A 22395-nucleotide genomic window follows, 5' to 3' on the forward strand; every position below is an offset into this window, starting at 1 on the left:
CCTCTTAAACAGGCGTATTTAACAAATCGTCACCCGCTTCGGCAGAAGCGCTACCTGCCGTTACGGTGCCGGGTGCGGTTTCCATCAGACGATCCAGCGCGGTATCCGTACGCGCCTGGGCACTCTGAGGAGCCGCGGCAAGGATGCGCTGGGCACTTTCCACCGTCATCCCTGGCGTTTCCGCCAGCGCGCGCGCCTGTGATTCACGCCCTTTCGCCTCTTCACAGTTCAGGATCCCCATAATGCGACCGTTTTCGGCTGCGACCGCCGCTGCCAGCTGGCTGCTGATATCAACAGTTGCACCCGCTGCAGGGTCAGTAACGACCGCAGCAGGCACGTCAACGGTGGTCACTGTCTGGTCAGCAGATGCTGCTGGTTGAGTGGTATCTGCGGATGCAGTAGTACCTTTCATGCTTCCTCCTCGGGAAATCATCGTTCGTTTGTTAATTGCATCGCGCATAACGTTCAGCGCATCCATGTTGTTGACCAGCTGCTCCGCCAGGCCGTTGTCTACTGATTCCTGGCCTGAAAACACAGCTGCTTCAGTATCAAGAACGGCCTGAACCGACATGCCGGTATAACCCGCCACCTTTTCAGCGAACATCTGCCGGGTAGCGTCGATACGCGCCTGAAAATCTGCGCGTACCTCTTTGGGTAATTTCTCGTAGGGGTTCCCGTCCACCTTGTGATCGCCGCTGTAAATCAACGTGACCTCAACGCCGCTGGTTTTAAGGGCGGCGCCGTAATTGCTGTGGGCCATCATGACCCCGATGGATCCCGTTCTGGCCGTCTGCGTCACAAGCCGACGTGATGCCGCACTGGCAATCAGCTGGCCAGCGCTGCAGTTCATATCGTTGGCTAACGCCCAGATGGGTTTGATATCCCGCATGCGGGCGATGATGTCCGCACAGTCAAAGGCACCCGCCACCATTCCACCTGGCGTATCCATATCAAGAAGAATACCGTCTACACCCGGATCGCTGATTGCCTGCTGGAGGCGGGCGATGATGCCGTTGTACCCCGTCATCCCCGAATACGGCTGGAGTGAGCGGGTTTTACTGACCAGCGTCCCGGAAACAGGCAGCACCGCGATACCATCAGTGATCTGGTAGCTACGCGCCGGCTTTGGCCCAATTTCCTCATCATCACCAAAGAGTGTCAGCGGTTCAGCCATCTGCTCTGCGCCAAGCGTAACGCCCGACACGGTGTCGGTCAGACGGGTGATACCTAACTGACCAGCGAGCGCGCAAAAGAAAACCCGCGCATAGGCGGGTTCAAGTAAAAGCGGCTCATTGAAAGCCATACTGGCAATGTGCGGGAGATTACGCAGCTCTGGCGTCATCGGTCCCCTCCTCATTCGATTTTTTCAGTCCAGACTCAAAGGCCGAAGCCGCCCACGCTGGCGGTTTAAGTCCCGCAGCGCGGCGCTCCATCGTTTCACGAACCTGCTGGGCAAAGATTTCCTGATAGTCTTCCCCGCGTTTGGCGCATTCCTTCTCATAGGTGCTCAGCCCCGCCTCAATGAGCATGACGGCCTCCTGCACCTCCTTCAGTCCGTCAATGGCCATTCGCCCGGAGCCGATCCAGTCAGCATTTCCCCAGGCGCTTCTCGCCTCCTGAAAACTGAACCGGGCTTTAGACGGTAATGTCACCACGCGGCGGACAATGGCCTCTTCCAGCCAGCATAAAAACATCTGACAGGCCTGGCGGGAGGCAACAAATTTGCGACGCCCCATAAAGTACGCCCAGGACTCGTTAGCACTGGCGCGGGCGGTGGAATAACTCATCTGCGAATAGTTGCGAGAGAGTTGCTCATACGACACCCCCAGCCCTGCAGCAATGTAGCGCAGCAGAGATTGTTCAAACGTCGAATAGCCGTTGTCAGTGTCCTGCGCTGACTGAAGATTCAGGGAGTCGCCCGGCATCAGATGCGGCACCTTCGCGCCCCCGAGACGAACCGGCGCCGCGGTATAGTACGAGGCCATCTCCCCCAGCCAGCCGGTCATCTTGCTTTGCTGCTCTTTACTGTCTGAGCCGAGAATAAAGTCCATCGCGGTTTGCGTATCCAGCTCACTTTCAATCGTGGCGGCATACATCGCCTTGACAATCGCGCTCTGGAGCTGCGTATTCTGCAGCGTATCGAGCATTTTCATTTGCTCCATGACGCTGTAAAACACGTTGGCACCGCGTGTCTGCCCATCTTCCAGAGGTTCAAACACGTGGATAAAGGAAGGCCGCCCGCCGGGCAGTTCACGCGGGATGTAGGTCCACTTCTGCGCCATCCACCCCGGATAGCCATCCTCGCTGACGTAATATCCCAGCGCGGCGCCACTGTCATTTGTTCTGACACCTGCCCGGCAGTTTCGCGTGTCTCCGGCGTTATTGGGGTTGCTGATGCGTTTTGGGCTAACCATTTTGAACTGTGTGCGGAAAAGACGCGTGGAATCACTGTCCCAGGTGGCCTGTGCACATAACTCACCGTTAAACGCATGCATGGAAACACCCTCGCGGATCATCATGGTGAATGTACGCTTACGTTCCGCATCAATGCAGCAGCAATCATCCTCCGCAAATTCTTTCCAGGCCGCCTCAACTTCACGGGAGAACGCCCGGGCCTCTTCCTCTCCAATACCCAGAAAACGCCAACTGGGGCGATAACTGAGCCGGAAAAACGATCCGACAATGTGGTCCTGATGGAGCTGTACCGCGTTTGCCGCATAACCGTTATTGCGGACCAGATCGTCAGCGCGCGCGTTACCACGGGAAAAATTAGGCAATAACGCAGCATCTGCGCTTTCACTCGGTGGATTCCAGGCGCGGAGCTGACCGCCAAAGCCACCAGCACCGCCATGATATCCGGCATAATCCCGCAGGGCGGTTTTACCGTCCGGTCCTAACAAAGCAGGTGTTTTCATGCGTAAAATCCTGCCGGTCCCCGGCGTCGTGGAGTGGTGCCAACCTGTGACTCAAGTTCGGCAATGTATTTCTTCAGGTCACTGACTGAAGTCGCAGTGAACTCAACCCGCCGGCCGTCTTTTTGCACCGTTGCCACCCGCTTTCCCATCATGAGGTCATGCAACGCAGCACGGGCGGCATCCAGATCAGTCTGTGTCACCATTATTCATCTCCAGATAATGCCCGGGCATAATCAGCCAGGGTTTTGTTATTGGTCCGCCCCCCCTCTTCCTCCAGCAGGCTCGCGAGCAGTGAATCAAGATTCAGTTGCCATCGCGAAATACTGATCCGCAGGGCCGCCAGCGCATACACGAAGCAGTCCAGCGCCTCATTTCGTCGCTTTTTGCTGTCCCAGACGATTTTCTTACGCCCGTCCACCCATTTTTCAACCTGCTCCTCAGCAGTAAGCTGCTGTGCCTCAGCCAGATCGTAAATTTCGGGGTTATTGGGGAAATGCACGGCACCGGCAAGAGGATCACTCCCTTCCGGCTGAAGTGTGAAGCGGTTATAAATCTGCTCCTTTGCGGTATCAGTACCCACTTCCGTAAGATAAACGCCGTTCTTGTTGCGTTTACGCGGCATATTCGCCACGGGCTTGCCGTAAACGGAAGCCCCTTTAATCGGGATCACGCGAAACAGGCCATGCTTTTTTGAGCGATTGTAGACAATGGTGGGGTCAATACCGCCGATATCCCAGCAGATACGGGATACCGACATTTCCACGCCATTCTTTCGGGGGTAGGTTTTGTTAATCGCCTCGTCCACCCTGACGAGGGTCGCTTCATCATCATGACGGCCCATAATGATTTGCCGGTCAATCAGCCAGCTTTCCTCTCCGGGTCCCCATCCCCAGACGCGCATTTCATATCGATCCAGCTGTGAGTCAATCCCGGCTGTCAGATAAGCAACACGATCCGGTACGGATGCCCCAAAAAACTCTTTGCGTTCGGCCATGAGCTCCGCGTCAGGCCGTTCACCAATTTTAGGCTCCCATGTTTCGCCCAGAGTGGTGTTCACGAAGGTTTTACGCTTTCCGGTATCCCCTTTCGTTTTTAGCCAGTCTTTAACGATCTGTACCCAGGTGGTAAACGGGCTGTATGCCGTCCAGATGTGAAACGTCACGCTGTCTGGCGGGTCGATTTCGGTGCCTGTTGATGAAAACCAGGATAAACCATCACGCGTCCAGATCCCGGTGGTGTCACAGATGTAACGAGCTTCACTGAAATCCAGCTCCTGCTGCTTAATGACGCAGGCATTATGTTCACACAGGTAAAAGACGCTGGAGGGATCGCCAGGTGTCCATTTGAACCCGAACGGGGTTTCTTTGTCGCCGAACTTCAGGTACTGCTCTTCACCACAGTGCGGACAGGGAACATGAAAACGCATGAAATGCCCGGATTCGCTGGCAGCACGCTCAATCTGGCAGGTCCCCTTTGTTTTTGGCGTTGAACCACGAATAGATTTAGGCCAGACAGAGCCCTCAATACGTTTATCACCCAGGAACGTCGGGGAACCCTCTTTCTCAATATCTTCATCGAATGCCGCCAGTTCATCGTAACCGGCGACATCGACCGATTTCTCACGATAGTTTTTCGCCGCTTTACCACCCAGACACCAGAACCCGCGACCGTTGGAGAAGCGTTTCATACTGAGCGTATTGTCCCGGTGCTTTTTTCCATACCAGGGGGCCAGCGCCAGAAGTGACGGAATATCGCGAATCGTCGGCTCAACATGCGACTTCATAAAGTTTTCGGCGTCACCATCAGTAGGCAGCCAGATAAGGGAATTTCGCTGCTTGTGCTGAATAAAATACGCATAAACACCCAGCAACATTTTTGAATAGCCAACACGGGCAGACTTAACAACGTTGACCTCACGTATGTAATCGTTACCCATCGCATTCATTATCGCGCGTTGAAACGGCAACGTTTCCCAGCGTCCTTCCTGGTAGGCCGACTCTTTGGGGAGATAGTAATTATCGTCTGCCCATTCAACCGCCGTTTGCGGCTCAGGTCGGTACAGCGAAAGTAGACCCGCGCGCGCAGAGTGCTGCAGCCCCTTAACCTGACTGTTCGATATATTCACTCAGCAACCCCGGTATTATTTCATCCAGCGCAGCTGCTTTGTTCATGGCTTTAATGATGTCCTTCTTGAGGAAATCAATATGTCGGTTTTCCAGCTCCGGGAAGCGCCGCTGAACCGACAGAGGAACTCCATCAAGAATGCTGGCTACTTCTCCGGCCATCCGCGACAGCACGAACGTGCAGAATGCGGTTTCCACCACCTCAGCGGAATCTTTTGCATTTTTTAGTTCCTGGGCATCTGCCTGCGCTCGGGTGAGGCGGTAACGCTCATAGTCAATCGTACCTGGCTGAAGGTCGGATTCCGATGCAAGACGAAGGTCTTCCACCTCCTTCCGTAATTTCTCATTCTCAATCGCCGCATCGCGTGCGGAATACCATTCGATAGCCGCGGAAGATTCATAGAGGACCTCATTACCTTTTCCACCGCCACGTGCTACAGGCATTCCCTGATCCTGCCAGTTCTGAATGGTTCGCACGCTGACCCCAAATATTTCAGAAAGACGCTTTTTGTTGACCTCCATAGCTCACTCCATACACAAAAACAGAGAAAGGAAACGCCCTCTGGCTATTTAGCCGTTTTTAAGGCTTATCATTTCCTTTCTTTTCAGGGGGTGTTTACAGTTAAAACAATGAATTAGCGAGAAGAAGAACGGAAACGGCAAATGCCTGAAAATTTTCATAAATAGCGAGAATCTGCGAGGTCGCCGCCCCGTAACATGTCAGATTGCCGGAAAGGACCCGCGGCCCCTGCCCTGCGGGACAGCATCAACGCGCTCTTTGTTGAACCCATATTGCGCCTATCGCAAGGCGAAACCGCCGAAAGTTAACGGTTTGCCCGGGCTCACTTCTGAAAGACTTTCCTTGATGTGCGCGTGCGATGCGAAAAAAACCACCAGTGAGTGCTGGTGGCCCTAGCATGGAGTTTGTTCAACTATGTAATCAGAATTTCAGCCCTTGTGTTCAACACGAACTATGTATGCCCGAACCTTTATTGAGCCGTAAGTCTTACAAGTTCAACCACACCATTAGTTAACACTGCTGCGCTTGAACTTGGCTACAACCAAAGAAAAATCATCTATAGGTCCATTACGAATAATTCGTTTATGCAAGCTAGCTGCAAAACTGTTTGGATTGCTCAAGGTTGTGATTGAGAACCTTGGTCTCTTATCCCAGAAGTGGTGTGCTCCATCTGAAAGAATGTAGAGAGTGGCCTCTTCGTTGTCTTCGAAAACTTCAGACGCAGGAATAAACGTTTGTTGAAATTCCAATGGGATAACTTTAGAAATCGCAGTTGTTAGGGTGTTTTTCCCCCCCATATCCTTAAGTTCTTTTTTATTGAAAATCTTCTGATCCAACAGTTTTTGATGTTGGGTATGATCTTTCGTTAGTTGTTTGAGTTTATTATCTTTTTTAATATACAAACGACAATCACCAACATGACCAATGTACAAACCTTGATTGTTTACATATGCAAACGTCAACGTCGTTGCAGCTTCTAAATAGGATTCATCAGCGTCAGATAACGCAGAAATCTTTTCTTTTATTGTAGCGAAGAGGCTATCAAGATCTTGGATAGAAGAAGCATTGATTAGGTTCGCTAAATATTTAATTGCTGTTTGTGAAGCGTGTTCTGCGCCCAAGTACGAGCCAACGCCATCAGCGACAGCAATCAAATAGCCATTATCGATGCACTGTGGAGCAAGAATAGAATCCTGATTAGTACGCGAAAAACTTTTAGCGTAAGAGAAAAGACCACTTGAAAGTAGGGTAATCATAGCCCATTCCTTATTTTTATATCAGCCAGTTCCTGCATCATATCATCAACCGATTTGTATCGGCTTGCAGCTCTCCAGGCGGTGCATTTATCGATTAACTGTCTAATACCATTAACGTTATCAAACCCCATATCATCAATAACTACTCCGAGAGCAAAAATGTCAGTTTGCTCTGAGTAATGCCCAGCTGTTGTTATTTCAGGAGCCATGTATTTGAGCGTTCCCATGGCTGTAGCGACTCTTGTTAAAAGCTCAGATTCAGGTCTTTCTTTTCCTGCATTTTTTACTAAACCAAAATCGGAAATTTTGTAAACTCCATCTTTAAAACGAAGAATATTAGATGGCTTTAAATCACGGTGTAAATATACTGGCTTACGTCCTGGATCATTAGTTTTCTCTGTATGCATGAAACGTACCCCTGAAAGGATCATTTCTGCAATATGCATTTTACTTGCATTATCGAGCGTGCCTGATGCTAAATCGGTACTTAAATCACTTTCAGCGAGATCCATAACAAACCAAGGGCTATCGACCTGAAGATTATGTAGATAAATAGGCGCTATATTGGAGTGCGTACACCTAGCTTGATAATCCACTTCCCGTTTGAATCTTCTTTTGAAGTCCTCTTTGCTAAGCCCATGATCCTGCGCCAAAATCTTTTTGGCGTAGTCACCGCATTTGTGACCGTTAACATTGAAAAGTTCAATTTTTTCAACGTAACCGAACCCACCCCTTCCTATTTCTTCAATAGTTTTAAGAACATAGCTGTGATGACGTTCTTCCATCTCGTCTACCTGAGCGCAACGTAAAGTAATAATTTACCTCTTTTAATGAGGTCGGTCTATTACCTGATGACGCAAGAAACCTATAGTGATAGGTAATTTACAGCCCAACATTATGGAAATGCTGCTGCAGATTTTCACGTTAGGATTTGCCCATACCTATTGTCGCTCCTGTTCTACTTGACGAATGCCAGCGAAGTTATTGTTGCCCTTCTCTATTACGGCCAGCAACGGCTTAATCCAGAGCACAGCCTGGCAGTACGTTATTGAGCGGGCGGCAGCGGTACTATCATCGGCTGCGTCAGTTCCGTCGGTATCGGCGTGCATTGCGCTGGAACGTAAACGGTACGCGTATTCGAGCAGCCCACCAGCAATGTCAGCAGGAACAAGCAGATCACAGGTTTTTTCACGGCGGAGAATCTCCCGATATTCGATTACGGTTTCTTCGATGGTGGTATCAATCAGGGAGTTAAGCCTGTTGGCATGTTCTGCAACCTGATTGAATCGATTGAAGTTGAATGCCTGGGTGGCGATCACCTGCCCCTGCATAGAGTTGTCACTTCGCAGAACGTCGTTATCGCTCTGAAGGCTGCTGGCGTCTGAGCAACTCTTAACGAGAGCGACCGAAAGGCCAGCAATAACGACAACGCCGATAAGACCTAGATTAATTTTCATTGGTCCAGCCCCCAGCACGCCAGCGCACTTTCCTGATCGCGCCGCTCGACCTGCCCATAACAGCCATTCTTTTGGCCTTTAGTCAGGCGGCAATCACGTCCGCCGTCCTTAATCCACCAGCGGATGGCTTCGCATGCCCCTTTATGATCACCTGCATTTATCCGCTTATAGAAGGTCGAAGGTAAACATTTACCGGGGCCAATGTTGTACGGGCAGAAAGATGCGATCCCGGATTTCTGCGGTTCGGTAAGCGGTACCGTAATATTGCGGTCAACCCACGCCAGAGCCTTATTTCGTTCAATGGCGTTCACCTTATTGCATCTGGCCTGAGTCAATTTCATGCCCTGCACAACCGGTTTACCATCAACCATCGTGGCACCGCGGCAAATAGTCCAGATGCCACTGCCATCTTTGTACGCCGTGAGGCTGTTACCCTCTTTCTCATTCAGAAACTGATCGAGAATGACCGATGCCGGCGCACCAGCCAGTACCAGCCCCAGAACTGTCACACTCAATTTTCCTCTGGTTCCCATCACTCACCTTCCTTTTGTAATGCCTCAACGACCACGCTTGCAGCTGCAGGACGCTCGTGAAGGGGTTTGTCACCAACGCCTTTCAGATAGTCATTGACCATTTTCGTTCGCTTCTCGTCTTCTCTACGCTTGCGGTGTGCATCCACCCGCCCGTTTATGTAGGAGGCAAGCGAAATGAGCAGACCGGCTGCGCCAAAGAACATGAACACCAGATCCTGAGTGGTAAATCCAACAGCAGAGGCCAGAGCAGCTACCCACGCGAAGAACTGCGTGAAGATGTTCCCTGAATCATTCATTTTCATAGTCTCTCACCTCGCAGTTAGCGGGTGCAGTCTTGAGGTAATAAAAAAGCCGCCGGAGGGCAGCCTTTGTAGGATTTTGTTCTCAAATTTGATAGTTTTAGCTTGTATTAATCAGGTCGTTCTGACGACACTATCACGTTACTAGATTTATTGCGGACCGCGAGAGTATTTTTTCATTTTTATATTCAGGATATCTAACAATATGGAAACAACATTCGACACACGCGATGAGTATCAACGAAGAGCAATTGCTGAAAAACTTGAAACTCTTCTAGATTCAAACTTAGACATATCACCTTTAGTAATTGATGGCTATTGGGGGACAGGAAAGACAGAATTTAGTTTGAAACTATGCAACCTTCTTTCTAAGAACACCGAAGAGCGAATTGTAATTTATATTGATGCCTTCAAAGAAGATCACTGTGAAGATCCGTTACTCAGTATCACGGCCGCTATAGCTAATGTCTTACCCGAAAAGGAAAAAAGAGAGCTCATTAAAAAAGCAGTCCCTGCAATTAAATTCGGTGTCAAAACTGCTCTTAAGGCTGGTGCAGGATGGATATTACGCCAGAATGCAGATGGGCTAACTGAAGAATTTCAGAAAGCAATCAAAGACACAAGTAATGCAGCTATTGATGGCACTATAGAAAATTTAATATCTGAACATATGGAATCCGAAAGTAATATCAAAGCACTAAACAACAAACTACGAGAATTATCTACTAATAAAAAAATTATACTAATTATTGATGAGTTGGATCGATGCCGTCCAACTTTTGCTGTAGAATTGCTTGAAAAAATAAAGCATATCTTCGATGCACCAAATGTTAATTTCATTCTTGTTGCAAATCTATCTCAGTTAAAAGCAGCAATCAATCATGTCTATGGTTCCTCAGTTGATTCTCAAAATTATTTAGATAAATTTATAAAATATATAGTTAGACTACCTGATACATTTAAACCCGACGGATTTCAAACATTTCATACATCACACACTCACTGGGATATCTTAGTTGAAAAAAGCACATTAACTCAACCAATAAGAATGGCTTTAAGCGAGCGTATTGAAGAAGTTATAAATGCAAGACAACTATCACTAAGGGAGATTGAATGCCTTCATAGATATCTTGAAGTTTATCAATTGCTTAGCAAAAACTCGATAAGTAATGAAAATATTTACGTATATAACCTTACTAGATTTTTAGCTGTTTATACATATTGCTTTGGTGATAAATCTAAACTCAGAAATGCAAATTCAACCGAAACATTAAATGAAATCGCTCGCGTTTTAAACATTGACAATATTGCTTTGAAAGATGAAACCAGTTACTCGATACCACATTATTTGGTTATTTTTTACGGATTAATAAGAACAAACAAACAACTTACCACGAAATATATTAATCCTGATGATGGCTCGTTGGAAATACTGAGTGATTTATGCGATAGAATATCAAGGAGTGATTTTAGTGATTTCAGTTATAACAAAACATTTCAAGTCGCATACGACAAGCTGTCATTAGCCTTTTGACATAAGAAGCCCCTTGCAGGGCTTCATAAGTCAACAATCCATATCTAATTTCACATCAAGCATAGCCAAACATCCGTCTATAAATCCTTCAGCCATCTGTATCTCGATGCGTATCAATTTCTCATCTTTTTTACGCACTTTTGCGATCTTCCTCTTGGATATTCCATACAGATAGTGAGCTACAAGCAGTGAATGCTCATATGGTTTCCGGCTTTTCAATCGCGCCAGGCAACCTTCGATGATCAGCGCATCATCGTCAGTACATGACGGTCGGGATCTACCTGTTTGCGGCAACAGCCCCTTAAATCCTGCAGCTATAGGAGAATAGTCCACGCCAGAACTATCACTGGCAGCCCACCCGCCCCATCTTTCAAGTAACATTTGAATATCACGCATCACTTTTCTCCATACACTTAAGCTTTCGCAATTACACCGATCGCCAGCGCCCGATCCATAAAACGCAGTAGCAGCTCAAGCTGCGTACCATGCTTCTGCTCGAATGCCGGTACATCGGCGTGTAACTCGTCGTGGCACTCTCTGCACAGAGGGATCACGAAGAGATCATGGGCTTTTGTTGCTGTCCCCCCCATACCGTGCCCTACGATATGGTGCGGATCATCTGCTGGCCGTCGGCAACACTCACAGGGTTGTGTTTTAACCCAGCGGGTGTACGTCTCATTTATCCAGCGGCGTCGCTTTGGCCTGAGCATGAAAGATTCCGGAGACTCCGGATCAACAGAGAGCGTGAGGATCTTCTTCGCCTTCTCCTGAACGAGGCTGGTTGCAGAAGCGGAAGGCACAATGTCGCTTTCCCTCATGACCGAGCGGATCTTCTCATCCGGAAGGCATAGCCCCTTGTGCGCAACGCTTTCCGGAATAACATCAGCCAGGTCGTTTCTGACCATCCACCAGCACAGTTCCGGAAGCGTCAGGATATGCGACTCAGGAAAACCAGAATCACGCCGAATGACTTCCAGAATCCAGGATACTAGGTTTCCGGCCGCTATACCTGCAAGCTGTTCGGTATGCTGCCCCGACAAAGTGTGATCGCAATGCCAGCACAGGCGAATGCTTCCTGGTAGGTGCCGCATTGTTGTGAAGTTCTTGTCGTGCCACGTTGAATGTGGCCACTGGCATTCAAACCGATTACTCAACCATTGCTCAAGGGAAGGAAGCCCACCGGCACGCTGAATAACCCTCTCATTCCCGAAGACCTGACGCATTACCGGATCATCAGCCAGCGGCTGAATGGCTGCCGGAACAGCCCCGGTACTGAATGACGCCATTTCTTCTGGTTCAGGCTCGAGCAGAACGCGACCACGCATGAAGAGATGCATCAGTTCCGCACCGGGACGGAACAGCACAATCCCCATACGATGGGCGATCTCGGGGGTTAGCAGAGCTCTCACGCGACCTGCCCCCTGGCAATGTGTTCTGCCCACAGTCCACCAATCCAGCGCACGCCTTTCGGCGTGAAACGTGCCTGGCTGAATGCATGGTTTGAGGTTACGGATGTGCCGGTTTTCACTTCAAAACGGCCCGCATCAATATGCTGATGCCGTGGGGTCATCGTTCCGCCAAGGCGATACATGATGTCGTTCTCAAGGAGGAATAACCGCAGATCAGGCTCTTTGGCCTTAAGCAGTTTTGCCACCTGGCGGAATGACATTGACCCACTGGCTGTACAGTACCGATCAACAAACGCTACCTTCGGCGCCGCGGCAGCCAGTTCGTTAGTCAACTGCTGTTTTTGTTCTGCAAGGTCAGCTGCAAGACGTAGGGCTTCAGAGAATGATTGAGGAATCGTCTGCTGCTGTGCCTGCTCAAGCTCCTGCCAGCGATCAACCAGACGCGCGGTAAACTCCGGCGACAGCTGCGCGACAACGATATAACTGTCCCGCTTCCCTATCAGATAAACCGATACCGACTGATTGAGATGATTTCTAACTTCCCCCATTGGGGGGAGTTCAATGACACCGCGCTCTGCCAGGCGCTCAATGGACCGTTTAACATGGTCATGTCTTGATTCCACCAGCTCAGCAATATCGCTGCTGGACATGGTTAACGCTGTTGTTGCTAACTGGCTCATACTTTTCTCCATATCAGGCGGCTGCACCCGCCGGTTCATATCTGCTGATTGTTATCTCTACCCGACCTTTCGGCACTACGGGTCCCCATTCCACCAGCATGCGCTTAATCTGGCTGTCGTCTTCCCAGACACCCGCATGCGTCAGCGCGTCAAACAGGGCTTTGTTGTAATTATCGATATCCCGGCGGCGCGCATCCGGCGGGTACAGAGTGATTTCTACCGCTGCCAGTTCAGTCGATGGCTTCGGGAGACGTCGTAATTGCTCAATGATCGCCACGCAGGCAGCGCTCTGGTATTTACGGCCATCAGCGCTAATGAGGTGACGACCGGCCAGCGGCCCCTTGTTAGGGGCGCGCCAGTAAGTGTTCACGCTCGGAGGAAAAGGCAGGATCAGTTTCACGCGGCCTCTCCCCGCATATTGCGAACAAGTTCAGAAGCTGCAGTAATGATTTCGCTGGTGGCCGTTCGTTCCAGCCAGAGTTGATTGATGGTGGCTTTCAGCTTGTTCTGCTGTGATTCATCCAGCATGTCAGCGCCATCCACCTGATCGAATACAATTCCAACCTCCAGCGGCCAGATACGGGACTCGGGATGCGGATCGGCTACTGGTTTAGCTTTCTCACGGATGTGCATGCGGATCTGGCGAATATTGGACCATATGGAAGCATCTAGGCTTCCCATGGCTGCAATGAAATCAGTGCTGTTCATGCCATATTCACCGGATGCTTCAAGGGCAACAGTGCGAATACGTTCCGACATATCCAGGCGTGTAGCGGCGTCATCGAAGTGAATCGACAAAAGCCACCCATCCACACCGAACAAAATGCTTTCGCGGATGTGCAGCTTCGCCTTGTCGATCGTTAATGGTGATACCTGTGCAAACTCAGGCGCATCGACCGAATCAGCCGCCCAGGTATGCCCAAACTTCGATTCACTGAATGTGTATTCTTCTTTATCGCCGAACGCAGCTCTAACGCATGCCCACGCCTCGACACCGCTGATATCAAAAATATCTTTCTGGGTAAGTGGCAACTCTGCTTCTGGCTTGTCAGCTACAGGTGGTGTGGCAGTTGCAGGTTGAGACTTGCTGGCAGCAAATTGCGCCAAAGTCATAAACGCCCGCCCTTTTGCCTCCAGTTCTGTACGGTTGATATAGCTGAACCGCTCACCACGCCATGACTTATCGAATACAGCTATGGCACCGGCAAAAAACGCGCTGGTGGGTTTCTGTTTTTCGTCAGCAGGTACAAACCACACTGGCAGATCGAACCCAATGCGCCCGCGAATGAATACAATATGATCGGCATCTTCTGGCCACCACGCTTCGCTAGGCGCAGCTTTTATCAGGAATACATAGCGACCACCCTTCTCACGTTGTGCTGCTGCGTAGTTCATGATGTGCGTCATACCAGTGATCGCCTGTTTCTCGTGGTACTGCGAACGGCTATACGGTGGGTTGCCATAGCCAGCGCCACCCAGTTCATCCAGACGTTCAGACCAGTTCTGTGTCAGCGCGTTATCTTCGGCGGTGTACCAGACCGGGCACTTCGCGTTATCGTCGTCAGCAAACAAGTCCAGAACTAATGGACCAAATAGCGCGTTGATCCCCCAAAAAAGCAGATCCGGCGTCCGCCACTGATCGCCAACTTCTTTCAATTCGTGGGCTGGTTGGCTACGTAGTGCCGCCAGCGCCTGGCAATATTTGTTTAACGTCATCCTCTGAACCCCACAGGAATCGTTGTATCAACCGGACCAAAAGCCATCACATCGCGCTTTTTCGCACCCCAGTCAGCGCGTTTAGGCCGTCCCTTCTGATCCCAGCGGGTAGCGCTTTGTAGATAGCTCTCGAACTTCTTCGGGCCAAACAGCGTTTCCGGCCGCATGTACTGGTACTGCTCGTCGTTCTCGTGCCAGTGCTCATGCTTCAGGTCGATAACGAGTTGCAGGTCTGCAACGCTGTATCCCTCACGCAGTCGGGCGCGGATGTTCTCCAGCGATGTTTTTGATTTCTGATACCGGGATCCGCTGATCTGGTTCAAATGGGTCAGAACCAAAATTGCCTGATCAGTAATCACGACTTCAGGGTCTGGTTGCGCCGCAACCGGACAAGAGGGTTTTGAAGTTACTTGTGGATCTTGTTTTGATTTTACTGACGGATCCCCGCCAGATTCTGACGGGTCAAAACCGCCGTTTTTGCCAGATTTCGACGGGTCAGTTTTTGAGGCGTCAAATTTTGATGCGTCAGATTTTGACGTGTCAGAATCTGACAGTTGAGAAAATGCGGCAGCCTGAAGTTTCGCCACATTCAGGCGGTACACGTTCGAAGCATTACGATTACCATTACGGCGCTGTGTACGCGTGAGCCAGCCATCTTTTTCAAGCTTTGCGATTGCCGTCCTGATAGTGCTCGGCCCTGCGCCAAGCTGGCGAGCAATAGTTTCATTGGACGGCCAGCACACACCTTCATCGCTGCTGAAATCAGCAAGGCGAGCCATGATCGCAACACTAGACAACTTCATGCCCGACGCCGCGCAACCATCCCATACGTAGCCGGTTAATTTAGTGCTCATGATCGTCCGTTATCTCCCTGAATTTTGCCTGAAATGCTCAAGTGGGCTGAAGCATTCGTGCGGGTAGCCATCACGCAGATAGATAACGCGCTGTGTTTCTGGCTCCCAGCGGATAACACGGACTGGCACTCCGCGGTGGTCTTTGAACCTTCGGTTAAGTTCACGCACAGGCGTTTTGCCCTCCGGTTGTAGACCCCCACAATTGAAACCGCCCTACTGTGGTTACACGGAACCCAGCGGTTTGATAATCTGCGTTCATACCGAAACAACGGAGTACCCGAAACCGGGATCATCCTGAGTTGCGGTAGACGGTCAAAAGCCGTTAAACTGCTCATGCGGATTATTTCTCCATACTCGAAGAGTTGTTCGCCAAGGCGCCCGGAGCTGCACACTCGCGGGCGTCACTCTTTTCAGCGACACAAAAAACTCGATAAAGAAGCGCTACGTGCTCCTGGAACTTCGCGATAACCTGATAGCTGTTTTCCTCAATCTGAGCGCGCTCATCTGCGTCAATTACCCCATCAGCCGTGGCTTTACGTACAAAATTAGAATGACGGCCTATCCATTCAATGGACTCCATCAGGCGCTGGTTGATATCGGCGTTATCCAGATCATCAACATCTGCCAGTGGTACAAATACGCCCTGAGAATGGCGCGCAACGGCATCAGCTATATGAGTTGAACCACCAGCACGTTGTAAAACCATTGCCCAGCCAAGCGGGAAGATCTGATCGCCGTCAACACGAAGGCGGTTAAACAATGCGTTCTCTGTCACGCCCAACCATTCCGCCGCCTCGGCATAACCACCATGTAGATCGGTGATCGTTTTTTTTATCGCCGCCACCAGCCAGGCTGGCTGACGTTCGACTTTCCAAATAGGTTCGTTACCCACGGTTAACCCCTTAATTCTGTGGTTACTTTCATGCCGCTGATTTTTTATGCTCCAGTTCAGGCCAAATCTTTTCCCAATCATCCGGGTGAAGATTTTTTCTACTAACTGAGCCGCCAGATTGTGTTTCGATAGAAACAGATAGAGCAGCTCCCAACTTTTGCTTTTTGCTAATGGCTTTACGCAGGTACTCAAGAGAGGTTTCGCATCGTGCTGCAAATTCTCTCTGTTTTTCGAGCGACAAAGCGTTTAGGTAATTTCTTAACGTTTCCATCACGCCTCCTATGTTTGGAAATTAAATATACCTTTAAGTAAATACATGTCAATACTCGCAGGTCATTTACCTTGAAGTAAATTTAAGTAAGATGGAATTATGAAAAATGAATCGCCTGACATCTTCGAGTTGCGACGCCTCAAACTGCAGGAGTTGGTAACTCGCTATAAAACACAGAAAGAGTTTGCTGAAAATGCAGGGCTTGATCCGACTGTTGTCTCTCGGATGCTTTACCCTGTTGGTAAACCTAATAAGCGGAATATTGGTGAACAGGCGGCTCGTCAGATCGAGGATGCGCTGAAAATCAGCAGAGGATGGTTGGATGGTCTAGGCCCAACCTCAAATATGGATATTGATGTACCCACCCGCAATATCGACACCTATCGTGTAGAAGTTCTCGATCTTACTGTGAGTGCTGGTCCAGGGTCTTTCATGATTTCTGAGTTTGTTGAGGTTCTACACGCTATTGAGTTCACCACTGAGCACGCTCGTTCACTCTTCGGGAATCGTTCTCAGGATGAAGTTAAAGTAATGACTGTAGATGGCGACAGCATGTGCCCAACCATCCAATCTGGTGACAGGTTGTTTTTCGATATTTCGATAAGAAATTTCAAGGTGGACGGTGTTTATGCGTTCGTTTTCGGACAACACTTCCATGTGAAGCGATTACAAATGCAGGGCTTGCAGCTTGCAGTCCTGTCCGATAATCCAGTGTACAAAGACTGGTATATAACTGAAGAAAATCAGGATCAACTGTATATCATGGGTAAAGCTCTGCTCCATGAATCAATAGCTTACAATAAACTGTAGTTGCTATCTTTGGATAGTTGATACAGACCTAACACTTTATGAAATAACATATAACCCGGCCACTGAGCCGGGTTTTTATTGCCCTTTTCTCACCATCGCAGCGGCGTCTCGCAGAACACCTTTGTGGATCACATTCCCCACAGCACGTCGTTTTCTTTCCAAACAATCGACAATCGCATCACGGTTAATAACTACTCCGCCGATTATCAATTCGACAACTGCGCCGCCAATCTCGCCAGCTATGAATGCCGCACGGTCTTCTTCCAGTTCGTCACGTTCCATACCAAGCCCTCTCTGGTGTTTTTTTGAGCATAACACGCATCACCTCCTTAAATAAAATTCAATTAAAAGCAATTAGTTGTCATTAAGGTAAATAAAAATATACCAAAAGGTATTTACACAAAAATTACTCATGGGTATATTCAATTCATCAACAGCGAATAGGCAGGACGCCCACGATGTTGCCGCCGGTGACGTATGAATAACCGGATGATTCGCTGACAGGTGTCTTCGGGAGGGGTAACAGAGGCGCGGTCTGATTAACCGCAACTCGTAGTCAAATTCCTATAGCTGGTGGCGATACCCATGCCAGGAATACCAAAACCAGCAGGAGTGTTAAGGGCAAGGGCTAATCCCCCCCTTAGCACCCCGCCCGAAGATACCTACCACCGCGCCTGATGTGGTTAAAAGCAGGCCAAAGCAATAACAAGTAACTCCCTGTTCTGGCGGCCCGGTGTTTTCCCACTTGTACGGTAACCGCCAGCCTTTTTCAGGGAATATCAGCCGGTCATGGTAAGCATCTCGCAGGATACTTACCGGGACTGGAAGAGTTACCACTTGGAGACGGTCCTTATAAATGTCCTGGACAGTGGCGGTACCAGCACCGACAACAGCGGCAGACGTTCAACTGTGAAAACGGAGAGATGCCAGCTCCCTCGTCGGCAGTGACAGCGGGAAGTAGACCGCTGACAGCTGGGAAAGACCAGCACACAACGATGAGAGCATTGACGAGCAAGGCATAACGGCAGGTTCAATCCCTGCCACCGCTATACAGATGGCGGTGATGGGCAACGAAAAGGTCCGTTCAACTCGGACACCGGCAGTGCTCTCTTCGTTGTGGTGAATGCGCAGGCTGATGCGCTAAACCGTGAGGGAGTGTCCCGAAAGGGTGCGTCACTGGTAATCAACCCATGCCGGAATATCGCAGCACCGGCCACCACAACCAAATCACGCTTAGGACCGTGATAACCGTAGTTCTAGTATTGCTGTGTGTAGTCTTGGCGGTACCAGGGTCTTCAACCTTATGCAAAGGGGACGAAGATAATGTTCTACCTCGGTACCGCCATTTTTACGCAACAGAAAAGGGCATCACCGAGCGACGGGCTCATAACCCAATCCACCCGGGCAAGAGGATGGTGGTTGCAGTCGCCTACAAATGCAGGTGCCCTTCTCTGTTGTGTATGGAGAAAGTTCGGCGGTTGCAGCCGCCTTAACGAGGGTAAAACCATGAGTAATGACCGCATGACCGTAGTGCCAGATTTTCTTGGCGAACTGGATGCCGGCGTGTTCATGAACAAAATCGCGGCAGCACTTAATACCACCGCGCTTGGCGTTCTGAACAACGGCAACAAAGGCAAAGTAGTCCTCACATTTGATTTTGAGCGCATGGGTAATTCCGTTGAAGAGAAACGCGTCAAGATCAAGCACAAGCTGAACTACAGCACCCCAACACCGCGTGGTAAAGCCTCTGAAGAGGACACAACCGAAACCCCGATGTGGGTCAACAAAGGCGGGAAGCTCACCATCCTGCAGGAAGATCAGGGTCAGCTGTTCGGGATCACTGGCGCGGTGGATGGAAAGCTTAAAGCGGCTCAGTGATCCGCAACAACAAACTCACTGATACCACTTTGATCATCAGTTAATAAGGAATTTTTATGTCTCAGTTAGACAGCGGTACCTTCAAGCAGGTCAAAGACCTGGTTCTTTCCGGTTATCACCTGAATGATATTCATGGCCTGGCTTGCCCGACCGCATTACTGCCAGAGGGCACTGGCGTTGAAAGCCTCGAGCGCTTTTCTCTGGAGCGTTTCCGCTTTCGTGGCGCAATGACCACAACCAGTATCGACGACTTCGCACGTTATTCTAAAGGTTACGCCAGCGAAAGTGAGCCAGCTCGTTGCTTCATTGACGCTGACAACATGGCCGCCCGTTCAGTGTTCAACATCGGCACCCTGGATAATCCAGGTCACGCCGATAACGTTGCTTCAATCACCCTGAAGAAAACCGCCCCGTTCCGCGCGTTACTGCAGATCGATGGTCAACGTCTGAAGCAAAAGCAAATCGCTGAATGGCTGGAAGACTGGAGCGATTACCTGCTGGCGTTTGATGCTGATGGCAAAACGATGCAGATTTCCCAGGCGGCTCAGGCTGTGCGTCGTATCACTATTCAGCAAGCAACACAGCAGGATCATGAAACTGGTGATTTCGCTGGTAAAAAATCGCTGATGCAAAGCGTTGAAGCAAGCAGCAAAGACGTAATGCCTGTGGCGTTCGAGTTCAAATGTGTGCCGTATGAAGGTCTGGGTGAACGCCGCTTTAGCTTGCGTAACAGCCTGCTGACCAGCGATGAACCCTGCTTTGTTCTGCGCATTGTCCAACTTGAAGCTCAGGAAGAAGAGATCGCCAACGAATTCCGCGATTTGCTGATCAGCAAGTTCGAAGGTGAATCAGTGGAAACTTTCATCGGTAACTTTAAAGCCTAATTGCTCTGCATTAAATCCCCGACGCCGCGGGGATTTATTGAAGCGTAATTCCATTAAATATCGCCACCCGGCGAGGGATTCGTGCAACCAAAATCTGCGCGGTGCAGCGCGCCAATATGGAGAAAACCATGAGTTACATTCAGACATTATCCGGTCAAAAATTTAACTACCTGACCGCCACAATCGACGATATCGATGTTGAGGATATCGCAACGGCGCTTTCCAACATCTGTCGATTCGCTGGGCATCTCCCAGAGTTCTACAGTGTGGCCCAGCACTCTGTGCTTGTAAGCCAGATTGTGCCTCCAGAGTTCGCCTTTGAAGCGCTGATGCACGACGCTGCGGAGGCATATTGCCAGGATGTTCCTGCCCCGCTCAAAGCCTTGCTGCCTGACTACCAGCGCATGGAAACTTATATTGATGGCCTTATCCGTTTTAAATTCGGTATCCAGCTTGAGCACGCTGCCGTCGTGAAATATGCCGATCTCACCATGTTAGCCACCGAGCGCCGTGATCTGGAAATCGATGACGGTTCGAAGTGGGAAATTCTCGAAGGTATTCCCTGCTCTGATCTCGTTCAGGTTATCCCTCTCCGCCCCGGTCAAGCCTATGGCCTGTTCATGAATCGCTTTAACGAACTGGTGGAGCTGCGCCAATGCGCCGCATGAAGGTAAAAGAACTCGTAGCGGAGGCTTTTGCCTCCGTTGCTGAATTGCCACCAAAGCATGCACCGCTTATGCGCGAAGTCGCCACCAGACTGGAAGCTACGTTCGCAGCATTAAAAGAATCTCTGGTGCAACTGGAACAGGAACGTAAAGGTAAAACGCCATGACCGTATTTGAATATCTCCAGGCTCATCCGAATACCACCAGCAGTGAAATCGCCAAAGGTATGAACAAAAAGACATCCGCGGTCGCTGGCGCATTATCGCAACTCTATACCACTGGCCGGATCGATAAATCGAGGGCACAGAATGGATGCTCATCGTGTGCTTACCGAATGAAGTAACCGGGTGCAGCCGGTTTAAGTGGAGAACTATCTATGAGCGGACAAATCCAACGTTTTCTTACTCCAGATGACCTCTATCAATTAACTGGTTATCGTCGCCCTTCCCTACAGTGCAAAGCTCTCAGGGATAGTGGAGTATTTTTTATTCCACGTAAGGACGGCAGACCAGGAACAACATGGGATCATGTATCAAACCCTGTTGGCTTAAAGTTGATAGTGAGCAATCCAGAGGAAGAAGAACCAAACTTTAAGGATATGTAATGTCTAGACCTCGTAAAAACCCTGAGGATAATTGGATGCCTCCCCGCGTTCGCCGGGGAAAATCTGCTTATGAGTTTCGTACAACAGATGGTCGTACCATCAGGTTGTGCAATCCTGATATAACAAAATCGCAGGTATGGGCAGCTTACGAAAACTTCATAAACGATTTAAAGGTTGGTACGAACTTCAACGCACTTTGTGAAGAGTTCTTTAATTCCGGCGATTTCCACGAGTTAGCAACTGAAACACGTAAAGACTACAGAAAATACGGTTCAAAGGTAAATGTTGTCTTCGGGAAAATGAAGCCGGATAACATCAAGCCAGAGCACATCAGAAAATACATGGATAAACGAGGTGTTAAGAGCAGGGTTCAGGCGAACCGAGAGAAAGCGTTTATGTCGAGGGTGTTTAGGTGGGCATATGAGCGTGGCAAAGTGAAGATGAATCCATGCCAGGGTGTGAAGCAATTTAAGGAGCAGGCACGCACCCGTTACGTCACGGACAAAGAATATGAAGCACTATTTAGCGTTTCGTCAGTACCGGTGAAGATTGCCATGGAGTTAGCCTATTTATGCTGCGCACGTCAGGGTGACATTCTGGATCTTAAAAAGAGTCAGATACTTGATGAAGGTATTCTAATTCAGCAAAGCAAGACGGCCGTGAGCCAGATTAAGGCTTGGACTGTGCGCCTATCGAATGCGATCAACCTTGCAGATTCCCTTCCATTAAACAGCGGCATGGTGAGCCTGTACGTGATCCACCAGCAGTCAGGTTCTCGTTACACCCGAGATGCATTTAATGCTCAGTGGATGAAAGCGAAAAAGTTAGCCGCAGAAAAATTTCCTGAGCTCGAATTTAACTTCACGTTCCACGACCTGAAAGCTAAGGGGATATCTGATCTGGAAGGAACGCTGCATGAAAAACAGGAAATATCAGGCCACAAAAATGCTTCGCAGACTGCAAGATATAACCGCAAAATATCTGTTGTTCCGGTCGTTGGGGGGCAGTAATGCCCTCTTTTTATGGCGAAGCTGAATGGCGAAACAATGGTGAACATGGAGTACAAAAACAAAAAAACCACCCGTAGGTGGTTTC

General features: G+C 49.6%; 28 protein-coding genes and 1 pseudogene. 9 read left to right on the plus strand and 20 right to left on the minus strand.

All coding sequences use genetic code 11. The features are described 5' to 3' along the window. Positions 1–4: 4 nt before the first annotated feature. From OGY68_RS15350 to OGY68_RS15395, 10 genes are all read right to left on the minus strand, one after another. Positions 5–1342, minus strand: a complete 1338-nt coding sequence (locus OGY68_RS15350; protein WP_286617193.1) for a S49 family peptidase — start codon at positions 1340–1342, stop codon at positions 5–7. Next, the gene (locus OGY68_RS15355) at positions 1323–2915 is read right to left on the minus strand and encodes a phage portal protein (protein ID WP_003826190.1); all 1593 of its coding nucleotides are present in this window, start codon (positions 2913–2915) and stop codon (positions 1323–1325) included. Before OGY68_RS15355 ends, OGY68_RS15350 begins: the two co-directional genes overlap by 20 nt. After that, complete coding sequence (locus OGY68_RS15360; RefSeq protein ID WP_286617195.1) at positions 2912–3118, minus strand: phage head-tail joining protein; 207 nt, start codon at positions 3116–3118, stop codon at positions 2912–2914. The genes OGY68_RS15355 and OGY68_RS15360 overlap by 4 nt, the downstream gene beginning before the upstream one ends. Next, entirely contained in the window at positions 3118–5040 is a 1923-nt protein-coding gene (locus OGY68_RS15365; RefSeq protein ID WP_279867596.1) for a phage terminase large subunit family protein, read from the minus strand. The genes OGY68_RS15360 and OGY68_RS15365 overlap by 1 nt, the downstream gene beginning before the upstream one ends. After that, a complete protein-coding gene (locus OGY68_RS15370; protein ID WP_286617200.1) occupies positions 5015–5560 on the minus strand; it encodes a terminase small subunit in 546 nt (181 codons plus the stop codon). Before OGY68_RS15370 ends, OGY68_RS15365 begins: the two co-directional genes overlap by 26 nt. A gap of 504 nt (positions 5561–6064) precedes the next feature. After that, positions 6065–6814, minus strand: a complete 750-nt coding sequence (locus tag OGY68_RS15375) for a PP2C family protein-serine/threonine phosphatase (protein ID WP_286617203.1) — start codon at positions 6812–6814, stop codon at positions 6065–6067. After that, positions 6811–7599: a serine/threonine-protein kinase gene (locus OGY68_RS15380; protein ID WP_286617205.1), complete on the minus strand. Its 789-nt coding sequence runs from the start codon at positions 7597–7599 to the stop codon at positions 6811–6813. Before OGY68_RS15380 ends, OGY68_RS15375 begins: the two co-directional genes overlap by 4 nt. 156 nt (positions 7600–7755) lie before the next feature. Then, positions 7756–8271, minus strand: a complete 516-nt coding sequence (locus OGY68_RS15385; RefSeq protein ID WP_286617206.1) for a hypothetical protein — start codon at positions 8269–8271, stop codon at positions 7756–7758. Next, a complete protein-coding gene (locus OGY68_RS15390; protein WP_286617252.1) occupies positions 8268–8804 on the minus strand; it encodes a lysozyme in 537 nt (178 codons plus the stop codon). The genes OGY68_RS15385 and OGY68_RS15390 overlap by 4 nt, the downstream gene beginning before the upstream one ends. After that, positions 8804–9106 (minus strand): hypothetical protein, encoded by a 303-nt coding sequence (locus OGY68_RS15395; protein WP_286617208.1) that lies wholly within the window; start codon positions 9104–9106, stop codon positions 8804–8806. The genes OGY68_RS15390 and OGY68_RS15395 overlap by 1 nt, the downstream gene beginning before the upstream one ends. Positions 9107–9308: 202 nt before the next feature. Here OGY68_RS15395 and OGY68_RS15400 point away from each other — a divergent pair, with 202 nt between their 5' ends. Next, complete coding sequence (locus tag OGY68_RS15400; RefSeq protein ID WP_286617211.1) at positions 9309–10637, plus strand: KAP family NTPase; 1329 nt, start codon at positions 9309–9311, stop codon at positions 10635–10637. A 30-nt stretch (positions 10638–10667) separates the two neighbouring features. Here OGY68_RS15400 and OGY68_RS15405 read toward each other — a convergent pair whose 3' ends face one another. From OGY68_RS15405 to OGY68_RS15445, 9 genes and pseudogenes are all read right to left on the minus strand, one after another. After that, positions 10668–11036: an antiterminator Q family protein gene (locus OGY68_RS15405; RefSeq protein ID WP_286617212.1), complete on the minus strand. Its 369-nt coding sequence runs from the start codon at positions 11034–11036 to the stop codon at positions 10668–10670. A gap of 14 nt (positions 11037–11050) precedes the next feature. Further along, a complete protein-coding gene (locus OGY68_RS15410; protein WP_286617214.1) occupies positions 11051–12046 on the minus strand; it encodes a DUF968 domain-containing protein in 996 nt (331 codons plus the stop codon). Beyond that, entirely contained in the window at positions 12043–12726 is a 684-nt protein-coding gene (locus tag OGY68_RS15415) for a phage antirepressor KilAC domain-containing protein (RefSeq protein WP_286617216.1), read from the minus strand. The genes OGY68_RS15410 and OGY68_RS15415 overlap by 4 nt, the downstream gene beginning before the upstream one ends. 13 nt (positions 12727–12739) lie before the next feature. Continuing rightward, positions 12740–13126 carry a RusA family crossover junction endodeoxyribonuclease gene (locus tag OGY68_RS15420; protein ID WP_000767088.1) on the minus strand — a complete coding sequence of 129 codons (387 nt, stop codon included), beginning with the start codon at positions 13124–13126 and terminating at the stop codon, positions 12740–12742. Further along, entirely contained in the window at positions 13123–14442 is a 1320-nt protein-coding gene (locus OGY68_RS15425; protein WP_286617219.1) for a phage N-6-adenine-methyltransferase, read from the minus strand. Before OGY68_RS15425 ends, OGY68_RS15420 begins: the two co-directional genes overlap by 4 nt. After that, a complete protein-coding gene (locus OGY68_RS15430; RefSeq protein WP_286617221.1) occupies positions 14439–15296 on the minus strand; it encodes a conserved phage C-terminal domain-containing protein in 858 nt (285 codons plus the stop codon). Before OGY68_RS15430 ends, OGY68_RS15425 begins: the two co-directional genes overlap by 4 nt. Then, positions 15286–15464 (minus strand): annotated as a pseudogene (locus OGY68_RS15435) (DUF4222 domain-containing protein). The gene OGY68_RS15430 and the pseudogene OGY68_RS15435 overlap by 11 nt, the downstream one beginning before the upstream one ends. 172 nt (positions 15465–15636) lie before the next feature. Next, complete coding sequence (locus tag OGY68_RS15440; RefSeq protein ID WP_286617223.1) at positions 15637–16188, minus strand: YmfL family putative regulatory protein; 552 nt, start codon at positions 16186–16188, stop codon at positions 15637–15639. Between the two features lie 28 nt (positions 16189–16216). Beyond that, on the minus strand, positions 16217–16459 hold the full coding sequence (locus tag OGY68_RS15445; protein ID WP_003839211.1) for a helix-turn-helix domain-containing protein: 243 nt from the start codon (positions 16457–16459) through the stop codon (positions 16217–16219). A 99-nt stretch (positions 16460–16558) separates the two neighbouring features. Here OGY68_RS15445 and OGY68_RS15450 point away from each other — a divergent pair, with 99 nt between their 5' ends. After that, complete coding sequence (locus OGY68_RS15450; RefSeq protein WP_048216135.1) at positions 16559–17269, plus strand: LexA family transcriptional regulator; 711 nt, start codon at positions 16559–16561, stop codon at positions 17267–17269. Between the two features lie 75 nt (positions 17270–17344). Here OGY68_RS15450 and OGY68_RS15455 read toward each other — a convergent pair whose 3' ends face one another. Then, positions 17345–17551, minus strand: a complete 207-nt coding sequence (locus OGY68_RS15455; RefSeq protein WP_003839207.1) for a hypothetical protein — start codon at positions 17549–17551, stop codon at positions 17345–17347. A gap of 1224 nt (positions 17552–18775) precedes the next feature. On the opposite strand from OGY68_RS15455, the gene OGY68_RS15460 reads away from it, so the two are divergent. The 7 genes from OGY68_RS15460 (at position 18776) to OGY68_RS15490 (ending at position 22310) form a co-directional block, all read left to right on the plus strand. After that, on the plus strand, positions 18776–19147 hold the full coding sequence (locus tag OGY68_RS15460; RefSeq protein WP_001515608.1) for a YfdP family phage-associated protein: 372 nt from the start codon (positions 18776–18778) through the stop codon (positions 19145–19147). A 56-nt stretch (positions 19148–19203) separates the two neighbouring features. Beyond that, positions 19204–20031 carry a YfdQ family protein gene (locus OGY68_RS15465; protein WP_286617228.1) on the plus strand — a complete coding sequence of 276 codons (828 nt, stop codon included), beginning with the start codon at positions 19204–19206 and terminating at the stop codon, positions 20029–20031. Between the two features lie 128 nt (positions 20032–20159). Next, on the plus strand, positions 20160–20699 hold the full coding sequence (locus tag OGY68_RS15470) for an HD family hydrolase (RefSeq protein ID WP_286617230.1): 540 nt from the start codon (positions 20160–20162) through the stop codon (positions 20697–20699). After that, positions 20687–20863, plus strand: coding sequence for a hypothetical protein (locus OGY68_RS15475; protein WP_001253787.1), 177 nt, complete (start codon positions 20687–20689; stop codon positions 20861–20863). Before OGY68_RS15470 ends, OGY68_RS15475 begins: the two co-directional genes overlap by 13 nt. Next, entirely contained in the window at positions 20860–21039 is a 180-nt protein-coding gene (locus OGY68_RS15480; protein WP_286617232.1) for a FeoC-like transcriptional regulator, read from the plus strand. Before OGY68_RS15475 ends, OGY68_RS15480 begins: the two co-directional genes overlap by 4 nt. A gap of 33 nt (positions 21040–21072) precedes the next feature. After that, entirely contained in the window at positions 21073–21300 is a 228-nt protein-coding gene (locus OGY68_RS15485) for a DUF4224 domain-containing protein (RefSeq protein WP_065944714.1), read from the plus strand. Further along, complete coding sequence (locus OGY68_RS15490) at positions 21300–22310, plus strand: tyrosine-type recombinase/integrase (RefSeq protein WP_286617234.1); 1011 nt, start codon at positions 21300–21302, stop codon at positions 22308–22310. The genes OGY68_RS15485 and OGY68_RS15490 overlap by 1 nt, the downstream gene beginning before the upstream one ends. The last annotated feature ends 85 nt before the right edge of the window (positions 22311–22395 follow it).

Origin of the sequence: Citrobacter sp. Cpo065, assembly GCF_030332805.1 — a bacterium.
Classification (GTDB): Bacteria; Pseudomonadota; Gammaproteobacteria; order Enterobacterales; family Enterobacteriaceae; genus Citrobacter; species Citrobacter portucalensis.

What these genes read in the sequence shown, in the direction of transcription:
- OGY68_RS15425 (WP_286617219.1), bottom strand. Translation starts at nt 14,442, where the DNA reads ATGACGTTAAACAAATATTGCCAGGCGCTGGCGGCACTACGTAGCCAA.
- OGY68_RS15415 (WP_286617216.1), bottom strand. Translation starts at nt 12,726, where the DNA reads ATGAGCCAGTTAGCAACAACAGCGTTAACCATGTCCAGCAGCGATATT.
- OGY68_RS15485 (WP_065944714.1), top strand. Translation starts at nt 21,073, where the DNA reads ATGAGCGGACAAATCCAACGTTTTCTTACTCCAGATGACCTCTATCAA.
- OGY68_RS15385 (WP_286617206.1), bottom strand. Translation starts at nt 8,271, where the DNA reads ATGAAAATTAATCTAGGTCTTATCGGCGTTGTCGTTATTGCTGGCCTT.
- OGY68_RS15455 (WP_003839207.1), bottom strand. Translation starts at nt 17,551, where the DNA reads ATGGAACGTGACGAACTGGAAGAAGACCGTGCGGCATTCATAGCTGGC.
- OGY68_RS15395 (WP_286617208.1), bottom strand. Translation starts at nt 9,106, where the DNA reads ATGAAAATGAATGATTCAGGGAACATCTTCACGCAGTTCTTCGCGTGG.
- OGY68_RS15350 (WP_286617193.1), bottom strand. Translation starts at nt 1,342, where the DNA reads ATGACGCCAGAGCTGCGTAATCTCCCGCACATTGCCAGTATGGCTTTC.
- OGY68_RS15380 (WP_286617205.1), bottom strand. Translation starts at nt 7,599, where the DNA reads ATGGAAGAACGTCATCACAGCTATGTTCTTAAAACTATTGAAGAAATA.
- OGY68_RS15370 (WP_286617200.1), bottom strand. Translation starts at nt 5,560, where the DNA reads ATGGAGGTCAACAAAAAGCGTCTTTCTGAAATATTTGGGGTCAGCGTG.
- OGY68_RS15480 (WP_286617232.1), top strand. Translation starts at nt 20,860, where the DNA reads ATGACCGTATTTGAATATCTCCAGGCTCATCCGAATACCACCAGCAGT.
- OGY68_RS15490 (WP_286617234.1), top strand. Translation starts at nt 21,300, where the DNA reads ATGTCTAGACCTCGTAAAAACCCTGAGGATAATTGGATGCCTCCCCGC.
- OGY68_RS15430 (WP_286617221.1), bottom strand. Translation starts at nt 15,296, where the DNA reads ATGAGCACTAAATTAACCGGCTACGTATGGGATGGTTGCGCGGCGTCG.
- OGY68_RS15355 (WP_003826190.1), bottom strand. Translation starts at nt 2,915, where the DNA reads ATGAAAACACCTGCTTTGTTAGGACCGGACGGTAAAACCGCCCTGCGG.
- OGY68_RS15360 (WP_286617195.1), bottom strand. Translation starts at nt 3,118, where the DNA reads ATGGTGACACAGACTGATCTGGATGCCGCCCGTGCTGCGTTGCATGAC.
- OGY68_RS15465 (WP_286617228.1), top strand. Translation starts at nt 19,204, where the DNA reads ATGTCTCAGTTAGACAGCGGTACCTTCAAGCAGGTCAAAGACCTGGTT.
- OGY68_RS15460 (WP_001515608.1), top strand. Translation starts at nt 18,776, where the DNA reads ATGAGTAATGACCGCATGACCGTAGTGCCAGATTTTCTTGGCGAACTG.
- OGY68_RS15400 (WP_286617211.1), top strand. Translation starts at nt 9,309, where the DNA reads ATGGAAACAACATTCGACACACGCGATGAGTATCAACGAAGAGCAATT.
- OGY68_RS15470 (WP_286617230.1), top strand. Translation starts at nt 20,160, where the DNA reads ATGAGTTACATTCAGACATTATCCGGTCAAAAATTTAACTACCTGACC.
- OGY68_RS15475 (WP_001253787.1), top strand. Translation starts at nt 20,687, where the DNA reads ATGCGCCGCATGAAGGTAAAAGAACTCGTAGCGGAGGCTTTTGCCTCC.
- OGY68_RS15450 (WP_048216135.1), top strand. Translation starts at nt 16,559, where the DNA reads ATGAAAAATGAATCGCCTGACATCTTCGAGTTGCGACGCCTCAAACTG.
- OGY68_RS15390 (WP_286617252.1), bottom strand. Translation starts at nt 8,804, where the DNA reads ATGGGAACCAGAGGAAAATTGAGTGTGACAGTTCTGGGGCTGGTACTG.
- OGY68_RS15445 (WP_003839211.1), bottom strand. Translation starts at nt 16,459, where the DNA reads ATGGAAACGTTAAGAAATTACCTAAACGCTTTGTCGCTCGAAAAACAG.
- OGY68_RS15375 (WP_286617203.1), bottom strand. Translation starts at nt 6,814, where the DNA reads ATGATTACCCTACTTTCAAGTGGTCTTTTCTCTTACGCTAAAAGTTTT.